The following is an 18,250-nucleotide window of genomic DNA, read 5'->3' as shown; positions in this document are numbered from 1 at the left end:
ACCGCCACCCCGGCCGCCCCCGCCACCCCGGCCGCCCCGTCCGCCGCCGTGCCGAGCCCGCGCGGCGAGGCGCCCAGCGGACTGCCCAAGCGCCGCCGCGGCGAGACGCTGGCCGCCGCCTCCCGCTCGCTCCCCGGCGAGCCGCTCAAGCCGCCGTCCGCCGCCTCCCCCCGGCCGCGCCCCGACGCCGCCCGCCTCGGCGCCTTCCGCCAGGCCACCCGCGGCGGCTCCCGTGGCACCACCACCCCCGGTGCCGGTGCCGGGACCGCGGCCGACCCGGCCGAAGCCTCCCCGTCCCCCGAGAACGACAAGCCGTGACAGAAGGAACCCCGATGAACACCACAGATCGCAGCTTGGACTGGTTGCTGGAGAACCTGCTGAAGAAGACCCCCGGCGCCCGGCACGCCCTGGTCCTCTCCAGGGACGGTCTGAAACTGTGCCTCACCTCCGGCCTCTCCCTCGACCAGGCCGACCAGCTGGCGGCCATCGCCTCGGGTATCCAGAGCCTGTCCCACGGCGCGTCCATCGAGTTCGGCGACGGCAGCGGCGGCGTCCGGCAGTCGATGACGGAGTTCCACGGCGGGATCCTGTTCATCGTGGAGGCCGGCGAGGGCGCCCACCTCGCGGTCATCGCGGAGGACGAGGCCGACGTCGGCATCATCGGCCACAACATGAACGAGCTGGTCGAGCAGATCGGTGACCATCTGCGCGCCGCGCCCCGCGTGGCCGCGGGCGGCGGGGCCACCGCATGATCCGTGGCGCCGTCGACAGCGAGGATCCGGACCGGCTGTACACCGTCACCGGCGGTCGCAGCCGGGTCGTGGACGAGAACGTGTTCGACATGGTCACGCTCATCGTCAGCGAGAGCGAGCCCAGCCCGGGCATGCAGTCCGAGCACGCCAAGATCCTGCGGATGTGCCACCGTCCGCTGGCCGTCGTGGAGATCGCCTCCTACCTGGGGCTGCCGGTCAGCGTCGTGAAGATCCTGCTGTGCGACCTGCTCGACATGGGAAAGATCACCGCTCGCCATCCCCAGGTGGTCCGCGCCGACACGCGGCTGCCCGAACCCGAGATGCTGAAGAAGGTGCTCGTTGCACTCCAAAACCTCTGATGCCCGCGAGCACGCGCCGCTGAGCCGCACCGCGCGCGACGGCCTCAAGATCGTGATTGTCGGGGGCTTCGGGGTCGGAAAGACGACCATGGTCCGGTCCGTCAGCGAGATCCGCCCGCTGAGCACCGAGGAGACCATGACCCAGGCGGGCGTCGGGATCGACGACGCGTCGCTGGTGCAGGACAAGACCACGACGACCGTCGCCTTCGACTTCGGCCGCATCAGCCTGGACGAGCAGATGGTGCTCTATCTGTTCGGCGCCCCCGGCCAGGAGCGGTTCTGGTTCCTGTGGGACCGGCTGTTCATGGGCACCCTGGGCGCGGTCGTGCTGGTGGACACCAACCGGCTGTCCGACTCCTGGTACGCCATCGACCGGCTGGAGCACCACGGCACCCCGTTCATCGTCGCCCGCAACAACTTCGGCGAACCGCAGCACACCCTGGAGGAGGTGCGCGCGGCCCTCGACCTGCCGCCCGACGTCCCGATCGTCGACTGCGACGCCCGCGAGCGCGACTCCAGCAAGGCCGTGCTGGTCGAACTCGTCAAGCACCTGTACTCCCTGTCCACCTCCTCCGCCGCCCTGGAGAGCACCGCGTGACCACCCCGGACCCCACGCCACCACACGAGGACCCGTCCGCCACCGGCTGGCCCGAGCAGCCGGACGCCGTGCCGCTGGACCCCGAGCGGCTCCGCCGGGACCCGGACGGGCTCTACCGGCAGCTCCGCCGCGACCACGGCCCGGTCGTCCCCGTGCTGCTCGAGGGCGGGATCCCCGTCTGGATGGTGCTCGGCTACCGGGAGATGGTGCGGGTCACGGGCGACCCCAACGTGTTCGCCCGGGACTCGCGCCGCTGGCACTCCTGGGACCGGGTCCCGCCCGACTGGGAGCTGATGACGTTCGTCGGCTACCGGCCGACCATGCTGTTCACCGAGGGCGCCGAACACGAGCGGCGGGCCGAGGCGGTCATCGACAGCATGGAGGTCGTGGACCCGTTCGAGCTGCGCGCGATGTGCGAGCGCGTCGCCGACCAGCTGATCGACGCCTTCGCGGGCAGCGGCAGCGCCGATCTGATGGCCGATTACGCCGTCCAGATCCCGCTGCGGGTGCTCAACCGCATGTACGGTCTCGACGAGGCCGAGTCCGCCGAGCTCCAGCAGGTCACAGTGGACCTGGTCAGCGGGAAGGGAGGGCCGGAGGCGCACCAGAAGATGGTCGACAAGATGGTCGCGCTGATGGAGCAGGCCCGGGCCAACCCGGACCGCAAAAACATCTCCACGGTCCTCACCCACCACCCGGCGGGCCTCACCGACGACGAGATCATCAACGACCTCCTGGGCAACGTCTACGCCGCCCACCAGCCCACCGTCGACCTGATCGGCAACGCGCTGCGGCTGATGCTCACCGACGAGCGGTTCGCCGTCACCATGTCCGGCGGGCGGCGCAGCGTCGGCCAGGCGCTCAACGAGGTGCTGTGGGAGGCCACCCCGGTGCCCAACTGGATCGGCCGCTGGGCCGCCGAGGACACCATGCTCGGCGGACGCCACATCAGGAAGGGCGACTGCCTGATGCTGAGCCTCGCCGCGGCCAACGCCGACCCCGACGTACGCCCCGACTTCCGGGCCGGCGCGGCCGGCAACCAGGCCCACATGGCCTTCAGCCACGGCACCCACGGCTGCCCCCCGGCCGCCCGCGACCTGGCCGAGGCCATCGCCATGGCCGCCATCGAGGTCCTGATCGACCGCCTCCCGGACGTGACGCTCGCCGTCGCCCCCGAGGAACTGGAGTGGCGCTCCACCCTGATGATGCGCGGCCTGTCCGCCATCCCCGTCCAGTTCACCCCCGCCTTCAGCTGACCGTCCGACCGAGCGGCCCGCGCCCGGAACGGGCCGCGGGCGGCTCGGCGGGCCGGCGGACCGGCGCGGGCGGGTCGCTCGGCGGACCGGCGGGGGGCGGATGGACGGCCTCAGGCGCCGTCGGGCGTCCGCCGCAGCACCAGGGAGACGAAACCAAAGGCCTCCCGGTAGACATGCAGCCATTCCCGGCGCCGGGTCCCGGCCATCTCGAGCGCGTACGAGCTGTCCGGATCGGCAGGGTGGTCCAGCGCCCACTCCGCCAGCGAACCCCAGCAGGCCCACTCATAGGCGTCCAACTCATGACGCGTGCTGACGTGCCCGTCGATGGGAGTCCACCCCTCGGCGACCACACGATCCACGGTGGTCGCCAGGTCGGCGAAGTCCCCGAGCATCTCGATGGCCTCCTGCGACGGGGGACGCTCCCAGAACCCGTCCCCGATCATGACCCGGCCGCCGGGAGCCAGGTGCCGACGGGCCGCGGCGAGGGTGGGGAGCAGACCACCGAAGGCATGCGCGGCCCCGAAGCTGAGCACCACGTCGAACGGCTCCGCGGACACGAACTCCTCGGCCTTCTGATGGTGAAGCACAAGCCGCTCCCGCACCCCGCGCTCCCTCGCCGCGGCATCGGCCTGCGCCAGGGCGACCTCCGAGGTGTCCACCCCCTCGGCCCGCAGCCCCGGCCGCACGGCCAGCGCCCGCAGCAGCCATTCCCCTCCCCCACACCCGAGGTCCAGCACCCGGCCGCCGTCTTTCGGGAGTCCGCGCTCCAGCAGCCGGGCGACCGAGTCGTCGTCGAGCGGGGACTTGATCGGGTGCTGGGTATGAGCGATGCGGGACATCTCTTCACGATTCATCAGCGCAGCGTGCCAACCGGCCGGGGTCGTGCGCACCTTGTTTTCGCTCCCGTGCCCGAGCGGAGGAGAGTACGGGGGGTAATGCGCGATGCTCCTTGAAGGGGCGACCGTCTCGGTAGGCTCTGTGGCATGTCTGATGCCCCAGTTCGTGTTCGTTTCGCCCCATCTCCTACCGGTATGTTCCACGTGGGTGGTGCCCGGTCCGCGCTCTACAACTGGGCGGTGGCGCGACAGTCCGGCGGGCGGTTCGTGCTGCGGATCGAGGACACGGATGCGGCGCGGAACCAGCCTGAGTGGGTCGAGGGGATCATCAGCGCGCTGGCGGCCATTGGGATCAACGAGTCGGATCCGGCGTTCGAAGGGCCGTACTTCCAGTCGCAGAACGCCGGCCGGCATCGAGAGGCCGCTGAGCAGCTGTACGCGGCGGGGAAGGCCTACTACTGCGACTGCACGCGGGAGCAGCTGAAGGAGCGCACGGGGTCGGAGCACCTGGGGTACGACGGGTTCTGCCGAGACCGGGGGCTGGTGTACGAGGCGGGGCGGGCCTTGCGGTTCCGGACGCCCGATGAGGGGGAGACCGTGGTGGTCGACCTCGTCCGGGGGAAGCCGGCGTTCCCGAACAGTGCGATCGAGGACTTCGTGATCGCGCGTGGGGACGGTTCGCCGGTGTTCCTGATCGCCAATGTGGTTGATGACCTGGATGAGGGGATCACGCAGGTCATCCGAGGTGAGGAGCACCTGTCGAATACGCCGAAGCAGCAGTTGCTGTGGGAGGCGCTGGGGGCGAAGGCTCCGGTGTGGGCGCATCTGCCGGTGATCGTGAACGAAAAGCGGCAGAAGCTCTCCAAGCGCCGGGACAAGGTGGCGCTGGAGGACTACCTGGCCGAAGGCTATCTGCCGGAGGCGATGACGAACTACTTGATGTTGCTGGGCTGGGGGCCTGGCGAGGACCGCGAGATCCGGCCGTATGAGGAGCTGGAGCGACTGTTCCGCGTCGAGGACGTGGGTACTTCTCCAGCGTTCTTCGATGTGAAGAAGCTGTCCGCGTTCAACGGTGAGTACATCCGCGGGCTGGCTTCGGAGGCTTTCGTCGCCGCGTGCGCGCCGTGGCTCAGGGCCCCGTACGCGCCGTGGGCGGAGGAGCGATACGACCAGGCGGTGTTCGAGGCGGTGGCGCCCTTGGCTCAGACGCGGCTCTCGGTGCTCTCGGAGATCACCAAGTACGTCGACTTCCTGTTCCTGGACGAGCCGGTGGACGACGAGGCGTCGTGGAACAAGGCGATGAAGCCGGGTGCTGCGGAGCTGCTGCGGGATGCTCGGACCGAGCTGGCCGCGACGGACTGGAAGGCCGAACCGTTGAAGGCCGCGCTGGAGGCTGTGGCCGCGCGTCACGGACTGAAGCTGGGCAAGGCCCAGGCTCCGGTCCGTGTCGCGGTGATGGGCCGCACGGTGGGGCTGCCGCTGTTCGAGTCGCTGGAGGTGCTCGGCCGGGATCGAGTGCTGGGCCGACTGAACGCGGCTCAGGAGCGCTTGGCGGCGTAGCGGTGGATCAGGCTGCGGCCTGGCGCAGGACGCGGTTCCAGGCTGCGGCGAAATAGTGTTGATCGAAGCGGGCGAGGGCCTCGTAGGAGGCCTTCGCCTCCGCTTCAGGCGTGGTGGCCCGCTCGTAGATCTGCTCACGAAGGCAGCCGAAGTCGGGCGCGGGCTGCTTGGTGAGATGGGCCAGGTCGCCGAGGCCGGCGATGGGGCGGATGAGACTGGGCAACCCCAGGAGCAGCGCTTCGGCCGCGCAGCGGCTCCACCCCTCCTGCATCTGCGGAGCGAACACGCCGACATCACAGGCTCTGAGCAGACGCAGATAGGGAGCGCGGGGCAGGTCGTAGTGGGCGGTGGCGGAGTCGATGGTGTTGCTGCCGGTGGTGATCACTATGAGTCTGGGATCGGCTCGGAGGGCAGCGGTGACGCTTTCGGTGCCCTTCCAGTGCACGGCCTTGCCGGCGTAAACAGCGATGGTCTCGGGGGCGAGGCCGAACCCGTTTCGGCAGGCCTGACGGTCGAGGGCACGGGCGTGGTCGATCTCTGCCAGGTCGAAAGCGTTGTAGATGACCTGGACATCGGGTACGCCGCGGTCGCGCAGGAACTGTGCCCAGTACGGGGAGACGCAGACCACCGCCGCGCATTGCGGGAGAACTACGAACAGGCGCTGCCACAGCATCGCTTCGACCGGGGCCGAGTCGTGCTGGAGTGGTTCGTAGTGATGGAAGACGAAGATGGTGCGTGCGCGCATGTGTGGGGTGAAGAGCAGGAGGCTGAGGTCGTCCCAGACGAAAAGGCCGGGCCTGTGCCTCAGGGCGTGGATGGTGGGCGCGAGGCGGGCGAGGTGCCGGAGCTTGCGCCAGCGGCGGGTTCGGTAGATGCGCTTGTAATCGGGGGCGGTGTGCCACTCGACTTGATCGGCCGTGACGTCGTGGAGCATGCGCAGGTAGGCCCGGCCGCCCGTTCGCCCGACCGGGTTCAGGGAGTGGGCGACTATCTTCATGGTCCGGCCTCCGGAACACGGTGTTCGTAATGCTCGAATTCCGCCTGTAGCAGTGAGCAGGCCGCGTTCAGTTGGGTGCTGGCGAGGCGGGCGGATTTGGCGAGCGGCAAGTAAAACTCGATCAGTGCGGTGATGAACCGCTCACGGCGGCCGCTGTCGGGGGAGTTCCGCAGGTCGCGAAGGTTGTGGATCCGGTCTGCGAGGCGTATGAGCAAGGGCTCGGGGCCGAGCCTGGACGTCTTCGCTCGCCAAGCTGTCTCATCGCCAAGTTGCTTGTTGCGCTGCTGCAGGCGGTGATCCGGGGTCATGGCCTGGAGAACGCTGACGAAGTCTTCCCCCAGGCAGGTCGTAAGCAATGGGGCAACTGACGGGGAGACCTCCAGCGCATCGTGGAGCAGGCCGAGAAGGAGGGTACTTGGCGCGGTGACCTTGAGCTCTGCCCGGAGAACGGCGACCACGGCGAGCGGGTGGTCGACGTAAGGCGTGCCCTGGTCGCGGGTGTAGTCGGCGTAGGCGGTGATCGCCAGAGCAGCGGCCTTTTCGGCACGGACGCGGTCAGCTTCAGGCCATGTCGAAGCCCCGAGGGCGTTCAGGATGGCAGTGGTTTCGGGGGTCATGGGGTTGGGTTCACCTCTCGGCTACAGCACCCAGCCGGGCATCGTCGGGGAGGGGGACGCGGTCGGCGAGCAGAAGCGTGTCGTTGACGGCAACGGCGTCCAGACCGAGCTCCGCTGTGGCCTGGGCTGCCTGTTCCGCGGTTCTAAGGATCGGAGTGCCCTTGCGGTTGAGCGAGGTGTTCAGCAAGAGGGGGAGGCCGGTGCGGCGGTGGAACTCCTCCAAGAGGGGGCGGAGACCACTGTGATCGTTGGTGACGGTTTGCAGGCGAGCGGTGCCATCACGGTGGACGACCGCTGCGATGCGATCGGCGCGGCAGCGGCGGACCTGGGCGACGCGGTTCATGAACGGGTCGCCCGTAGTCATGAACCAGTCGGACACGTACTCGGCGAGGACGGCCGGGGCGAAGGGCCGGTATGCGGCTCGTTGCTTGATCGCGTTGAGACGGTCGCGGGTGTCCGCGCGGCCGGGATGGGCGAGGATCGAGCGGTGGCCGAGGGCGCGAGGGCCGAATTCCATGGGGCCCCGGACCCACCCGACGATGCGGTGGTCGGCGAGCAGGGCCGCCACGACGGGCACGAGCTGATCGCCGAGTCTGGACAGGGCTCGGTACCCGGTGGGTGTGGTGAGGGCTGGGCCTGGCTCGGGTTCCGGCCCCCAGGCAGCGCCGGTGGGGACCGGGAGGCGGGGCTGGCCGAGCTGGTAATGCCAGGCGTAGAGTGCTGCGCCGAGGGCCGTGCCGGCGTCGTGGGGTGCGGGGGCGACGAAGAGGTTGTCGAAGCCCGCGTCGGCAGCGAGGCGGCCGTTGAGGTGGGAGTTCAGGGCGCATCCACCGGAAAAGACCAGGGTGCTCGCGCCCGTGAGTCGTTGCAGGTGACGAGCGATGTGGGTGACGGCTTGGGCGAAGGTTTCCTGAACGGCGGCGGCCAGGTCGGCGCGATCGGTCAGGGAGGCGGCGGCTGCGGCGTTGATGGTCCATGCACGTCGCCCGATGACCAGCGGGGTTTCGGTGTCCGCAGAGCCCCAGGGATGAGCGATGCGGACGTCACCGTCCGTGCCGAGGCGGATCAGAGAGCGTAATGCATCGCGGTAGCGGTCGGGGTGGCCGAGGGCGGCAAGTGCCATCATGCTGCCTTCGGGCTCGTCGCCGGGTGGGATCAGGCGTAGCGCGAGATTGCGGTAGAAGTGGCCGAGGGATGAGTGGACACGGCGGGGTCCCGCAGGGCCGGGGACGAGGATCGGCATGGCTTGGTGGATCCGGTCGACGCGGTCGGGGTGCAGGTCGTAGCCGGTGATGCGTTCCCGGCCGGGTCCGAAGTCGGCCCCGAGGGAGGATCCCCCGGCGTCGATGACCAGCCCTGCTGCGTGATCGATGCCGGAGAGCAGGTACCCGGCCATGGCGTGTGCGGTGTGGTGGGAGATCAGGCGCAGGTGTTCGCCAAGCGAGGAGGGCAGCAAGGCCGCGAGCTCGTCGCGTTCCTCGGCCAGCCACCATCCGGCAGCGGGAGTGGGGCGCATGGAGGGGGTCCATACGGCCTCGATGTCCTCCGGATCGATGCCTGCGGCGTCCAGGCACCAGGCGAGGGAATGGGTGGGTGCCGTGAGAGTGGCCTTGCGGTGGTGTGGCTGGCGGTGATGCTTGATGCCGCTCCAGCGTTCTTCTTCAGCGGCGTACAGGCGACCGTCGACGATGAGGGCGACGGAGGTGTCATGGTGGAAGTTCAGGCCGAGGACTGTGGGCATGGTCTGGTGCCTCCGGTCAGGTCGTGGTGATGGGCAGGGGCAGCGGGACCGGTATGACGGACGCGCCAGAGTCGCTGTACTCATGGCATTTGCCGCAGAAGCGGTAGTGGTGACGGCGCGGTGCGAAGACCTTGACCGCGAAGTCGTGGTCCCAGACCGTGAACTCGCTGTCGTCCTTGGCCATGGCGTTGAAGCAGCGGTAGCAGGACCCGTCGACTTCGATCATGAGGTGCTGGTCGAGGTAGCGGGCGCACAGGCCACCAAGAGTGTTGGCCGGCTGGCCGACATCAATGTGGTGGACGTGGTTGGTGACGTGGATCGCCCCGTAGGCGGTGCACAGCTCGGCGAGCCGCGTGAGGCGGTCCTGGCTGATCCCTTCGAGGACGCTGTTTACTACGACGGTCTTGCCGGCGGCCCGGAGGGCCGGTACGACGGTGTGCACCTCTGCGTAGTTGCCGTGCTCGTCGTCGCAGCCGATCAGGACTTGGTCGTAGGAAGCCAGTGTGGCCTCCATCAGGGGCTTGTTGCGCGCCAAGGTGATGGCGTTGGTGCCGAGCACCATGACCTTGTCCGGGAGGCGTTTGCGGGCGAGGCTGCTGAGGTCCGGGAAGTCGCGGTGGACGGTCGGCTCGCCGCCGTTGATGTGGAGCTGCCGGAAGGGGATGGTCTGTAGTCGGTCCAGGATGGTGGAGAACGTCTCCGGCGGCATATTCTCGCCTTGCGCGCCGTTGGCGAATATGCAGAAGTCGCATGAGCGGTTGCACTTCGTCGTGATCTTGATTTTGGCGGTCTTCAGGATCCGTTCGCGAACAGGCGCGTTCGGCATGGGATCGGCTCCTTGAGATACGAGGGCCACTTACGTGCTGTGCAGGGTGAGGAAGTCCTCGACCAGGGTGCGTTCGCGGTCCCAGGCGGTGAGGGCGTCGCGCAGGACGGCGGGAGTAGTAGGGCCGGTGGGCAGCAGGCTGACCATGCGGGTGGCCAGGTGCTGTTCGGGGGCAGCCTCTTTGGTGGCCATCGAGCGCAGGACCTCGGCTGCGGCCCGGAGCTCTTTGGCCTCGCGGGCGATGAGGTAGTCGGTCGCGACGCCGGGAGGCGGGTTCAAGTAGTACAGCCACCGGGCGACGCGGACGCGGAGCATGGCGGCGGTCATCGTCCGGGTCACAGTCCGTGAGTCCTCGGCATCAGCGAGTTCCTCGCTCGACTCAGGCGTGGGAATGTGGCGCATGGCCGCGTTCACCGCGCGGTCGGCTGCTCGCAGCATGTCCCGTATGGCTGGTGCTCGGCCCGCCGCCCCGGCCTGGTCGACGTGCGCGTAATGGAGGAACCTCTCCGCGTACCGCTCCAGACCGGAGGGGCGCCACTGTCGCAGAGCGGCGGACTTCCCCGGGCAGCGGGTACGGGTGGCCAGTGCTGCCGCGGCGAACCAGCAGGGAGCGAGGTAGTGCCAGGCGATGCAATGCCGGTGGTAGCCGGGCAAGTCCGAGGTGACGTTGTCGGTGCTGTCGGCAGTCAGCTGGTAGCGCCCGTCGAGCCGAGCGTCGAGGATCGCACGGTAGAAGCGCTCGTCCGTGCGGCTCCACGGAACCATCTGGGCGTGGGACTTCCAGCGCTGAAGAGTCGGTGCGTGGCCGTCAATCAACGTCCAGGTTGCCAGTTCCGGCGGGGAAACGCGGCGCCGATGGACCTCGGAGACGGTGAAGGCGAAGCCGGGTGGATGTTCCAGCAACCGTCGGTTGCTGGGCGAGTGGCCGATGGCAGCACTGTGGGCCGCAGCCAGACGTCGGTTCCACTCCAGCCAGTCGGCAGGCGGCTTGTCCAGCAGGACTCTTACATCGAGGTCGGAGTGTGGGGCGAGCAAGTCGGATCGCTGCCACTTGTGGGTGAGCATCGCCGTCTGGATGCCGTGGCGGGTCAGCTCACGCGCGTACAGAGCGCCGAGGTCCTCGTACATCGGCGAAGCCGCGGTGGGCGCGGCCGTCACTGCTCCTCCCCAGGCTGAGGAAGACGGGCGGCGCACAACCTGCCCGTATCGGCCCCGGCAACGGGCAGCAAGGGCAGGACAGGAGCCCCCTCGGGACGCTCCATGCGATCCCAGCGCAGGTCGTAGTCGACGTAGTGGTACCCCTGCCACGCCTCGTTGCTGTTGCGTTCCAGCATTGCTCGGAACAGGTGGCCAAAGGCGTCGGAGAGGGTGTCGTTGGCGAGGTGGGGCTTCAGAGAGAGGTCGCGGTTGTGCAGGATGCAGGGGCGGGCCACGCCGGTAGGCGTGATCTTGATGCGGTTGGCGTCAGAGCAGGTCGCGCAGCTGGAATTGGAGATGAAGCCGATGGATCCGGCCCAGCCCATGGGTTGGAGGTACCGTCCCGGGCTGCGGACGCCGAGGTCACCCCGGGAGACCTCTCCGGCATCGGCGAACCATTTGGTGAGTTGTCCGCGGGCCTCGGCCTCGGAGACGAATTCCGCGTCGAACAGTGCCTGCGCGGGGCCGATGTTCTGGAGCTCGATGAGCCGGACCGCGATGGGGAGGGACTTGGCGAGTTCGGCGACTTCGAAGGCGTCGTTCAGGTAGGTGCGCTGGAGTACGCAGTTGATCTTCACGCTCAGGCCGAGCGCAAGGGCTGTGTCAATGGTGGTTCGGGCCTGACGGGGATCGCCACCGCCCATGATCGTGGACGAGCGGGCCGGGTCGAGACTGTGCAGGCTGACGTTCAGGTATGTCAGGCCGGCCTGCTGGAACTGCTCGACGCTGAGTCCCTTGCGGAGATTGCCGTGGCTGGTCATGCCGATTGAGGCATCCGGGCCGAGGCCGTCGGCGAGGACTCCGATGACGTCGAGGATGTCGGCACGCAGGGACGGCTCTCCGCCGGAGCAGTGGGCCTTTTTGACCTGCCACGTACCGGCCTCCCGGGCGATGGCGGCGTAATCGGCGATGCTGAGCGGCCGGTCCTTGTGGCCGTAGTCCGGCATGCAGCGTGGCTTGCAGAAGACGCAGTCCAGATTGCACAGCGAGTTCAGGGTGAAGGCGAGGTAGGGATGGTGGCGGCCGGTGGCAGCGAAGGCTGCGAGCACGTCGTTATGGCCGACGGTGAGCATCGATTTCAACCTCCTGTGGTGGATGTGGGCGCTGGCGGCGCCGTGACCACGCCGTTGAGCGGCGCTCCGGCGAGGTAGCGGCGAAGGTTGTCGGCGAAGAACGCCACGGCGTCGTCCATGTAGGTGCGCGAGAAGGTGGCGCTCTTCGGACTGAGCACGACACGTGGGTGCCGCCTCAGTGGATGATCCATGGGCAGTGGGCGGGGGTCGGTCACGTCCAGTGCGGCGCCCCGGAGCCGTCCGGTGTTCAGTGCCTCAAGCAGCGCGGTCTGGTCGACGGTGGAGGCCCGGCCGAGGTTGATGAAGAGCGACCTGGGCTTGAAAGCAGCGAAGACATCGCAGTCGAAGAAGTAACGCGTTGCGTCGGTGGCGGGAAGGAGGTCAACGACCACATCCGCAGTGCCGACCGCTTGCAGAATGCAGTCCGTACCCATCCAGACCATGCCGTCGGGGTCGGAGGTAGGCGGGTTCCGCCGTACGCCGAGTACGTGCATGCCGAAGGCCCTGGCAGTCCGGGCGAGATGTGCGCCGATGCTGCCGCACCCGACGATGGCCATAGTGGCGTCCGCCAGGTCGAAGAACTCCTCGGCGAGCTCGTCCTTCCACCATCCTTGAGTCCGCTGAAGACGGCTGCTGGTGAACAGACCACGAGAGAAGCCGAGGAGCATGCCCATCGCATGCTCGGCCATCGGACGACCGTGAAACCCATAAGCGCGGGTCACGGTGACGCCTGCGGTCTGCGCCTCTGTAATGGGGAGGTGGTCGGTACCTGCTGCCGGAGAGGCGATCCAGCCCAGACGCGGCGCCAGACCGAACCACTCGGGTTGAAAGCGCCAGCCCAAGTACACCTGCGCCTCGGGCAGATACTCGGTGATCGTCTCTTCAGAGGCAGTACGGAAGCGGACGGAGGGGAAGGCAGCCCGCAGAGATTCCTCGTGCTCGCCGGACAGGTTCCAGAAAGCATGCGGAGATTCCAGGCACACAAGCACCACAAGGTTGTTCACTGGGCCTCCGCCATCGACCAGGGCGCACACCGGGCAAGAGCGGCGTGGATGGTGGTGACGTAGTCGTGCCGACTGGCTACGAGCGCGGCCCCGGCGCTGGCGAGCTGTTCGCGCTCGCGTGGCGTTAGGGTCAGTGCGCGTTGAATCGCGGCCGCCAGGGACTCGGAGTCACCGGGGGCGGCAGTGAAGCCGGTGACGCCGTCGAGGACGGTCTGTGCCAAGCCCCCGGCGCTGGTGGCGACTACCGGTCCGGCCTGAGCGGCGAAGGCTTCCAGCGGGATCCGGCCGAACGGCTCGATACGGGACGGAACAATCACCGCACGCAGCGCCGGGCTACGCAACCAGCTACGAGCGGCCGTGCGGAAACGCGTGATCAGCGTCGTATTCAGCCGATACTCACGAATGAGCCTGTCCAGGAGGCTCAGGTAGCGGTCTTGGCCCGGTGTGGTACTCCCCGCGATCAGGACCAGATGCGGGAGCCGGACAGACCGCTGCCGTAGCAAGGACAGAGCGTGCAGGAGATCCTCGAAACCTTTCTCCGGGACGGCCCGGCCCATCGCCAGCAGGAATCCGGCCCGGGCCCGAGCCGGTAAGGGAAGCCCTGGCCCGGTAGCCACGTCATGTGACACCAGTCCGTTGGGCAGGTCGAGCAGGGCTCGCCCGGGGATGCCGTACTCGGCCGTCAGGTGCTGGCGCATGTGCTGAGAGATCGCCGCAATGAGACCACCGTGCGCCACCGCTGAACGCAACCCCGCACGTTCCCAGCGGACCCGGGCACGATCGTGGGCATGCGTCAGGGCTGCGCTGGAGCGAGGAACGAGCAGCAGGTCCACATCCTGGGGTACGTATGAGCCGAGCCCCAGCAAGGGAACGTCGAGGCCGATGAGAAGAGAGCGGCCCGAGAGGGCGGCGACGCGGGCTGCTTTGGCACCGACGAGACTGCAGAGCTTGTCGCGTCCGCGTACGGAGTCCACGAACGTCTCGCCCTGACCAATCGGAACGACTTCCGCCTCAGCCGACCTCAGCAACGGCCATAGATGAGCGGCCCACTGCCTGTCGTGACCGGGTTGGTCGGCTGAGACATGGGCCGGCATCACCACAAGGCGACCGGAGGGCAGCAATCGCGTGAGTGCTAGGAGAAAAGCGCGGTTGCTGAAGCCCGTACCGGAGCTCGCACCGTAGAAGCCTTCGTGCAACGCGACGATCACGCGCGGAGGGATGGCTGCGTCTGAGGCGGTGGGCCGAGTGTCGATCCGTACCTCATCAACCTGGCGGGAGCTGTCTGCGGTCACTGCGAGGTCCTTCCATTGATCGCAGGTGCGTGAGCTTGGTCGCTGCCACAGGCGATGCGCAGCAGACACCAGGCCCGTGAAGCTTCGGCACCGAGGTCCAGGGACCAGGCCGTAGCAAGGGTCTGGACGAGGAACAGCCCGCGCCCTTCCTCCGCGTTGTCCGCGGGCAGAGTGGCGTGAGTGCGATGTTCCGGCGGGCGCGCATGGCCATGGCCGCCGTCGGTGACGGTGATCTCGACATCAAGTCCGCCCTGTGGCGGAGCTGCCCAGTCGACCGTGAGCACCACAGGCGGACTGCCTGACTGCAATGCGTTGGTGGCCAGCTCCGAGCAGATCAGCCGAGCCTCATCGATCAGGTCGCCCGGTTCGTATCCGACCAGCGCGGCGGCTACCGCTATGCGAGCGGCGTCGGCCGCCAGCGGGCTGAACGGCAGGTCCATGACCAGGCAGCCTGCTGCCTCCTGGCCGGTTGAGCGCCGCTCAACCGTCGGCGTTTGTCCCCTGAGGAACGCCGGGCACGAGCGGGCTCCGGAGATGCGGGTGCTGATGTCCAAGACCCGGGCCCCTTCTTGATCAGTCCTGATCCGTGAGCAGTGAGGGCGATGCCCTCCTGCTGCTGCTCCCAGGACAGCCGACGGGGGCGGGGCGGCAGCAGCCGATCGATCGGTCAACCGGGTCAACTTGATGAGAGTCGTACTTGCTAACGGTGACCGAGGCATCACTATGAGATGGATCCCAGGTCCGGGATCCGTGGGGGGACCGTGAGGTGATTAGCCATGGGGGTGCGCTCGGGGGAGCCGAACGCCGTGCTCACTGCGTGCCTGGACGAGCTTGGCTGGAGCCCGAAGGCGCTGGCCCGCAAACTGAACCGGGTGTTCGGCCTGGGTACGGTGGCCGAGACGGCCCCGTACCACTGGCGAGACGCGGGTGCACTGCCTCGTTCGCCACTGCCCGCCATGGTCGCCTATGTGCTATCCCAGGAACTGGGCCGGGCCATATCGGTGGCCGAGCTTTGGCAGGGTCGGGCGGGGGACTCCCTGATGCTTGTACCGGCCGACACCGATCTCGCACGTCCCTGGACGGTTCAAGGCCTGGGACAGATCGTGGAGGACTGGGTGCTGGGCGGACTCGTCGACCGGCGACGCTTCCTGGCGATCTCGGGCTCCGGCCTGACCGCCGTCGTATCCCAGTACCTCGATGGTACGGCTGGGCGTGGGGCGTACACACTGCGCATCACGACAGGGCTGGGAGCGGATCCGCTCGTGGAGCAGGTGGAACAGAACCTGCCTCTACTTCAACTGCTCGACGACGAACACGGTGGTGCCCGTCACCTGCCCTACGTGGGAGCGCAGTTCCGGGCCGTGGGCCTGCTCATTCATGAGGGCGGCCATTCGTCCGACGTCGCCACCCGCCTGGTCCGGGCGCTCGCTGAGATCGGCCAGCTCGCCGGATGGATGGCCTTCGACGCCACTGACCACGGTATGGCTCAGCGGTACTTCGTCACCGCCCTGCGAGCCGCCCACCAGGTCAACGACCTGCCGCTGTGCGCACACATCCTGGCTGACTTGTCCTTCCAGGCTGCCAGCCGAGGCCACCCCGCTGACGCCATCGTCCTCGGTGAAGCCGCCCGCCGGGCCAGCGACGCGGCCCCTATCGCCGTACGGGCCTCGGTCCTGTCTCGTTTGGCCTACGCCTACGCGACCGCCGGCCGCACCACCGACTTCCACCGCACGCGCGGGGCAGCCCGGGAACTGATTGAGCGGCGCGGCAGTGGGGAGGAGCCTCGGTGGATGTATTTCCTCACCGACAACCACCTCGACTGCCAGGCTGGATACGCGCTGATTCAACTCGGGCGGACGCAACAGCGTGACGGTGGCACCAAACTCGCCAGAGGGAATATCGCACAGGGGGCTGCCTTGCTGGAAACCGGTGCATATAACGCAAGCCGCAGTGACTCCGGCCGCCAACGCCGGGCTCTTTTCGAGGGCACCTGGCTCGCTCTTGCGCATAGCGCTCGGGGAGAACTGGAACTGGCTTGTCAGGTCGGCCAGACTGCCGCCGTACGGCTGGAAACCGTCCACTCTCCGCGCAGCACCGCCTTGTTACGACAGCTTGCCGCCGACCTCCGGCGCCGTCAGCGCAACGCCCATGTCAGCGGCTTTCTGCCCGGCCTGGAACAGATCCTCGCTCAGCACCGTGCCGGTCATCAGCGTCCCCATTAGAGTCGAGACTATGAGGGGAAGCGAGCGTGTCGTCGTCCTGGGGGCTGGCGTATCGGGTCTCACCACCGCCGTCGTCCTAGCCGAAGCGGGGGCGAGGGTGCATGTGATTGCTGACGAGCTGCCCGGCGTGACGTCGCTGGCCGCCGGGGCGATGTGGGGGCCGTATCTGGTTGAGCCGAAGGACAAGGTCGCCCAGTGGAGTCAGCACTCCCTTGAGGTCTTCCGCGACCTGGCCGATGCCCCCGGTGCTGGGGTGCGGCTCACCAGTGGGATCGAGGCTTCCCGAGATGCAGAGAGCCCTCCGGACTGGGCCAGAGCTTTGCCTGGTTTCCGCCCAGTGGAGCCAACTGAGCTTCCGGCCGGTTTCACCTGCGGCTACAGGTTCACCGTGCCGCTGATCGACATGCCGGTGTACCTGGATTATTTGCAGCGTCGTCTGAGGGAAGCAGGTGGGACGACCGAGCAGCGCCGGCTTTCTTCATTTGCCGATGCCGGGCAGACTTCAGTGGTGGTGAACTGCACGGGCCTGGGTGCAAGCGCGTTGACGTCTGACGCGGAATTGCGGCCGATCCGCGGACAACATGTCATTGTCGGTAACCCGGGCCTGACCGAGTTCTTTTCGGAAGACACCGGCCTGTCTCCTGATCTGCTGTGTATCTATCCACACGGCGAGACCGTCGTGCTGGGCGGCACTGCGATCGAGGGTATTGGAGACTTGGAGGCGGACGAGAATGCGGCGGCTGGCATTCTCACCCGGTGCGCGGAGGTCGAACCACGACTCATCAGCGCTGAGATACTGGAGCATCGTGTTGGCGCCCGTCCGACTCGTGACACCGTGCGGGTGGAGGTAGACCGGCTGCCGGACGGAACGCCGTTAGTGCACAACTATGGTCATGGTGGAGCCGGCGTGACCCTGTCCTGGGGGTGCGCAGCTGAGGTGAAGGGGCTTATTGGTGAATTCTGAGTGCTCCGGCGCCCCTGGCGGTCTCGTGATGCCCCAGATATGGGCGGAACTGATGGCGAACAATCCCGATAGCGACAGCCTGTGGGCGCTCGTCCGCCTCTTCACCGGCGAGCAGTACGAGGTGCGGCCGACCACTCGTGGCAACAGCTCGGACGTCACCGCTCTGGTCACGTGCGAGACCGGGCCCGTGTTCGTCAAGGCATGCCGCAACCGGCCCGGCGGTCGGCGCGCGTCCCTCGTGCGGGAAAGGCTGGTCAATCCGTCTGTGCGCGGTGTGGTTTCGCCCGCGTTGCGATGGCACGCCGAGGGCGACGAGTGGCTCGCGCTCGGGTTCGACGTCATCGAGGCGCGTCCCTCCCGCTTCGAGCCGGACTCACCCGATCTCGGGGCGGTCGTCGCTGTCGTCGACCGTTTCAGGGAGCTTGCCCTGCCGGCCGAGGCCGCGAACTGGCGCGAATCCCGGTGGGATCGGTTTGCCGGTGACGATGCCGAGCTTTTCGACGGCGCGACGCTGCTTTTCACCGATATCAACCCCGATAACGTGGTGATCGGGGATGACCGGGCGTGGGCTGTGGACTGGTCATGGCCGACTCGTGGCGCTGCGTTCATCGATCCGGCGTGCCTCGTTGTGCAGCTCATCGCGGCCGGACACACCGCCGCCGGCGCCGAGGGGTGGGTGTCGGTGTGCAAGGCATGGACCGACGCAGACCCGCGAGCCATCGACGCGTTTGCCGCAGCCAACGCTCGCATGACCGCGTCGTTCGCCGCGCGGCACCTCGACGCACCATGGCTCGCCGATATGGCCGAAGCGGCACGGGCATGGGCGGCACACCGTGGCGTCGCTGTCAGCAGCGATTAACCGCCTCGGCCGGAACACCGGAACAGGCATGCGATCCGGCCGTCGTCCGCGGGGATGGGTTAGGCGTCGTCGCGCCGGATCATGCTCTGTGTACGGG

At 68.0% G+C, this 18,250-nt stretch carries 18 protein-coding genes and 1 pseudogene; 9 read left to right on the top strand and 10 right to left on the bottom strand.

The features are described from left to right. The 5 genes and pseudogenes from ABFY07_RS39160 to ABFY07_RS39140 all read left to right on the top strand — a co-directional run. Positions 1 to 318: pseudogene (locus ABFY07_RS39160) on the top strand (ATP-binding protein); the annotation flags it as partial. Between the two features lie 14 nt (positions 319 to 332). After that, a complete protein-coding gene (locus ABFY07_RS39155; RefSeq protein ID WP_065962243.1) occupies positions 333 to 752 on the top strand; it encodes a roadblock/LC7 domain-containing protein in 420 nt (139 codons plus the stop codon). Continuing rightward, complete coding sequence (locus tag ABFY07_RS39150; protein WP_065962244.1) at positions 749 to 1,111, top strand: DUF742 domain-containing protein; 363 nt, start codon at positions 749 to 751, stop codon at positions 1,109 to 1,111. Before ABFY07_RS39155 ends, ABFY07_RS39150 begins: the two co-directional genes overlap by 4 nt. Further along, complete coding sequence (locus tag ABFY07_RS39145; protein WP_346179046.1) at positions 1,092 to 1,709, top strand: GTP-binding protein; 618 nt, start codon at positions 1,092 to 1,094, stop codon at positions 1,707 to 1,709. Before ABFY07_RS39150 ends, ABFY07_RS39145 begins: the two co-directional genes overlap by 20 nt. After that, complete coding sequence (locus ABFY07_RS39140) at positions 1,706 to 2,965, top strand: cytochrome P450 family protein (RefSeq protein ID WP_346179045.1); 1,260 nt, start codon at positions 1,706 to 1,708, stop codon at positions 2,963 to 2,965. Before ABFY07_RS39145 ends, ABFY07_RS39140 begins: the two co-directional genes overlap by 4 nt. Positions 2,966 to 3,075: 110 nt before the next feature. Here ABFY07_RS39140 and ABFY07_RS39135 read toward each other — a convergent pair whose 3' ends face one another. Continuing rightward, on the bottom strand, positions 3,076 to 3,819 hold the full coding sequence (locus ABFY07_RS39135) for an SAM-dependent methyltransferase (protein ID WP_346179044.1): 744 nt from the start codon (positions 3,817 to 3,819) through the stop codon (positions 3,076 to 3,078). A 177-nt stretch (positions 3,820 to 3,996) separates the two neighbouring features. Between ABFY07_RS39135 and gltX the strand changes: the two genes are divergently transcribed. Then, entirely contained in the window at positions 3,997 to 5,361 is a 1,365-nt protein-coding gene (gene gltX, locus ABFY07_RS39130; protein ID WP_346179043.1) for a glutamate--tRNA ligase, read from the top strand. A gap of 7 nt (positions 5,362 to 5,368) precedes the next feature. On the opposite strand, the gene ABFY07_RS39125 is transcribed toward gltX, so the two are convergent. Genes ABFY07_RS39125 through ABFY07_RS39085 form a run of 9 tightly spaced genes read right to left on the bottom strand, consistent with a single transcriptional unit; the run spans position 5,369 to position 14,662 of the window. Beyond that, a complete protein-coding gene (locus ABFY07_RS39125) occupies positions 5,369 to 6,358 on the bottom strand; it encodes a glycosyltransferase (protein WP_346179042.1) in 990 nt (329 codons plus the stop codon). Then, the gene (locus tag ABFY07_RS39120) at positions 6,355 to 6,975 is read right to left on the bottom strand and encodes an HD domain-containing protein (RefSeq protein WP_346179041.1); all 621 of its coding nucleotides are present in this window, start codon (positions 6,973 to 6,975) and stop codon (positions 6,355 to 6,357) included. Before ABFY07_RS39120 ends, ABFY07_RS39125 begins: the two co-directional genes overlap by 4 nt. Before the next feature lie 10 nt (positions 6,976 to 6,985). Further along, positions 6,986 to 8,716 carry a carbamoyltransferase C-terminal domain-containing protein gene (locus ABFY07_RS39115; protein ID WP_346179040.1) on the bottom strand — a complete coding sequence of 577 codons (1,731 nt, stop codon included), beginning with the start codon at positions 8,714 to 8,716 and terminating at the stop codon, positions 6,986 to 6,988. 16 nt (positions 8,717 to 8,732) lie between these two features. Next, positions 8,733 to 9,542, bottom strand: a complete 810-nt coding sequence (locus ABFY07_RS39110) for a radical SAM protein (protein WP_346179039.1) — start codon at positions 9,540 to 9,542, stop codon at positions 8,733 to 8,735. A 30-nt stretch (positions 9,543 to 9,572) separates the two neighbouring features. Continuing rightward, positions 9,573 to 10,700: a hypothetical protein gene (locus ABFY07_RS39105; RefSeq protein ID WP_346179038.1), complete on the bottom strand. Its 1,128-nt coding sequence runs from the start codon at positions 10,698 to 10,700 to the stop codon at positions 9,573 to 9,575. Beyond that, the gene (locus ABFY07_RS39100; protein ID WP_346179037.1) at positions 10,697 to 11,812 is read right to left on the bottom strand and encodes a radical SAM protein; all 1,116 of its coding nucleotides are present in this window, start codon (positions 11,810 to 11,812) and stop codon (positions 10,697 to 10,699) included. Before ABFY07_RS39100 ends, ABFY07_RS39105 begins: the two co-directional genes overlap by 4 nt. Positions 11,813 to 11,817: 5 nt before the next feature. Next, the gene (locus ABFY07_RS39095) at positions 11,818 to 12,816 is read right to left on the bottom strand and encodes a D-2-hydroxyacid dehydrogenase (RefSeq protein ID WP_346179036.1); all 999 of its coding nucleotides are present in this window, start codon (positions 12,814 to 12,816) and stop codon (positions 11,818 to 11,820) included. After that, entirely contained in the window at positions 12,813 to 14,108 is a 1,296-nt protein-coding gene (locus ABFY07_RS39090) for a glycosyltransferase family 4 protein (RefSeq protein WP_346179035.1), read from the bottom strand. The genes ABFY07_RS39095 and ABFY07_RS39090 overlap by 4 nt, the downstream gene beginning before the upstream one ends. Next, positions 14,105 to 14,662, bottom strand: coding sequence for an ATP-binding protein (locus ABFY07_RS39085; protein ID WP_346179034.1), 558 nt, complete (start codon positions 14,660 to 14,662; stop codon positions 14,105 to 14,107). Before ABFY07_RS39085 ends, ABFY07_RS39090 begins: the two co-directional genes overlap by 4 nt. Positions 14,663 to 14,884: 222 nt before the next feature. Between ABFY07_RS39085 and ABFY07_RS39080 the strand changes: the two genes are divergently transcribed. The 3 genes from ABFY07_RS39080 to ABFY07_RS39070 are packed head-to-tail and all read left to right on the top strand — an operon-like array spanning position 14,885 to position 18,153. Continuing rightward, positions 14,885 to 16,330, top strand: coding sequence for an NsdA family TPR-like regulatory protein (locus tag ABFY07_RS39080; RefSeq protein ID WP_346179033.1), 1,446 nt, complete (start codon positions 14,885 to 14,887; stop codon positions 16,328 to 16,330). Between the two features lie 10 nt (positions 16,331 to 16,340). Beyond that, complete coding sequence (locus ABFY07_RS39075) at positions 16,341 to 17,294, top strand: FAD-dependent oxidoreductase (RefSeq protein ID WP_346179032.1); 954 nt, start codon at positions 16,341 to 16,343, stop codon at positions 17,292 to 17,294. A 52-nt stretch (positions 17,295 to 17,346) separates the two neighbouring features. After that, on the top strand, positions 17,347 to 18,153 hold the full coding sequence (locus ABFY07_RS39070; protein WP_346179031.1) for a phosphotransferase: 807 nt from the start codon (positions 17,347 to 17,349) through the stop codon (positions 18,151 to 18,153). The last annotated feature ends 97 nt before the right edge of the window (positions 18,154 to 18,250 follow it).

It is taken from the genome of Streptomyces sparsogenes subsp. cuspidosporus (genome assembly GCF_039532705.1).
GTDB classification, from domain to species: domain Bacteria; phylum Actinomycetota; class Actinomycetes; order Streptomycetales; family Streptomycetaceae; genus Streptomyces; species Streptomyces sparsogenes.
Note: the sequence above shows the minus strand (reverse complement) of the source record. Positions and strands in the feature narration are given on the sequence as shown.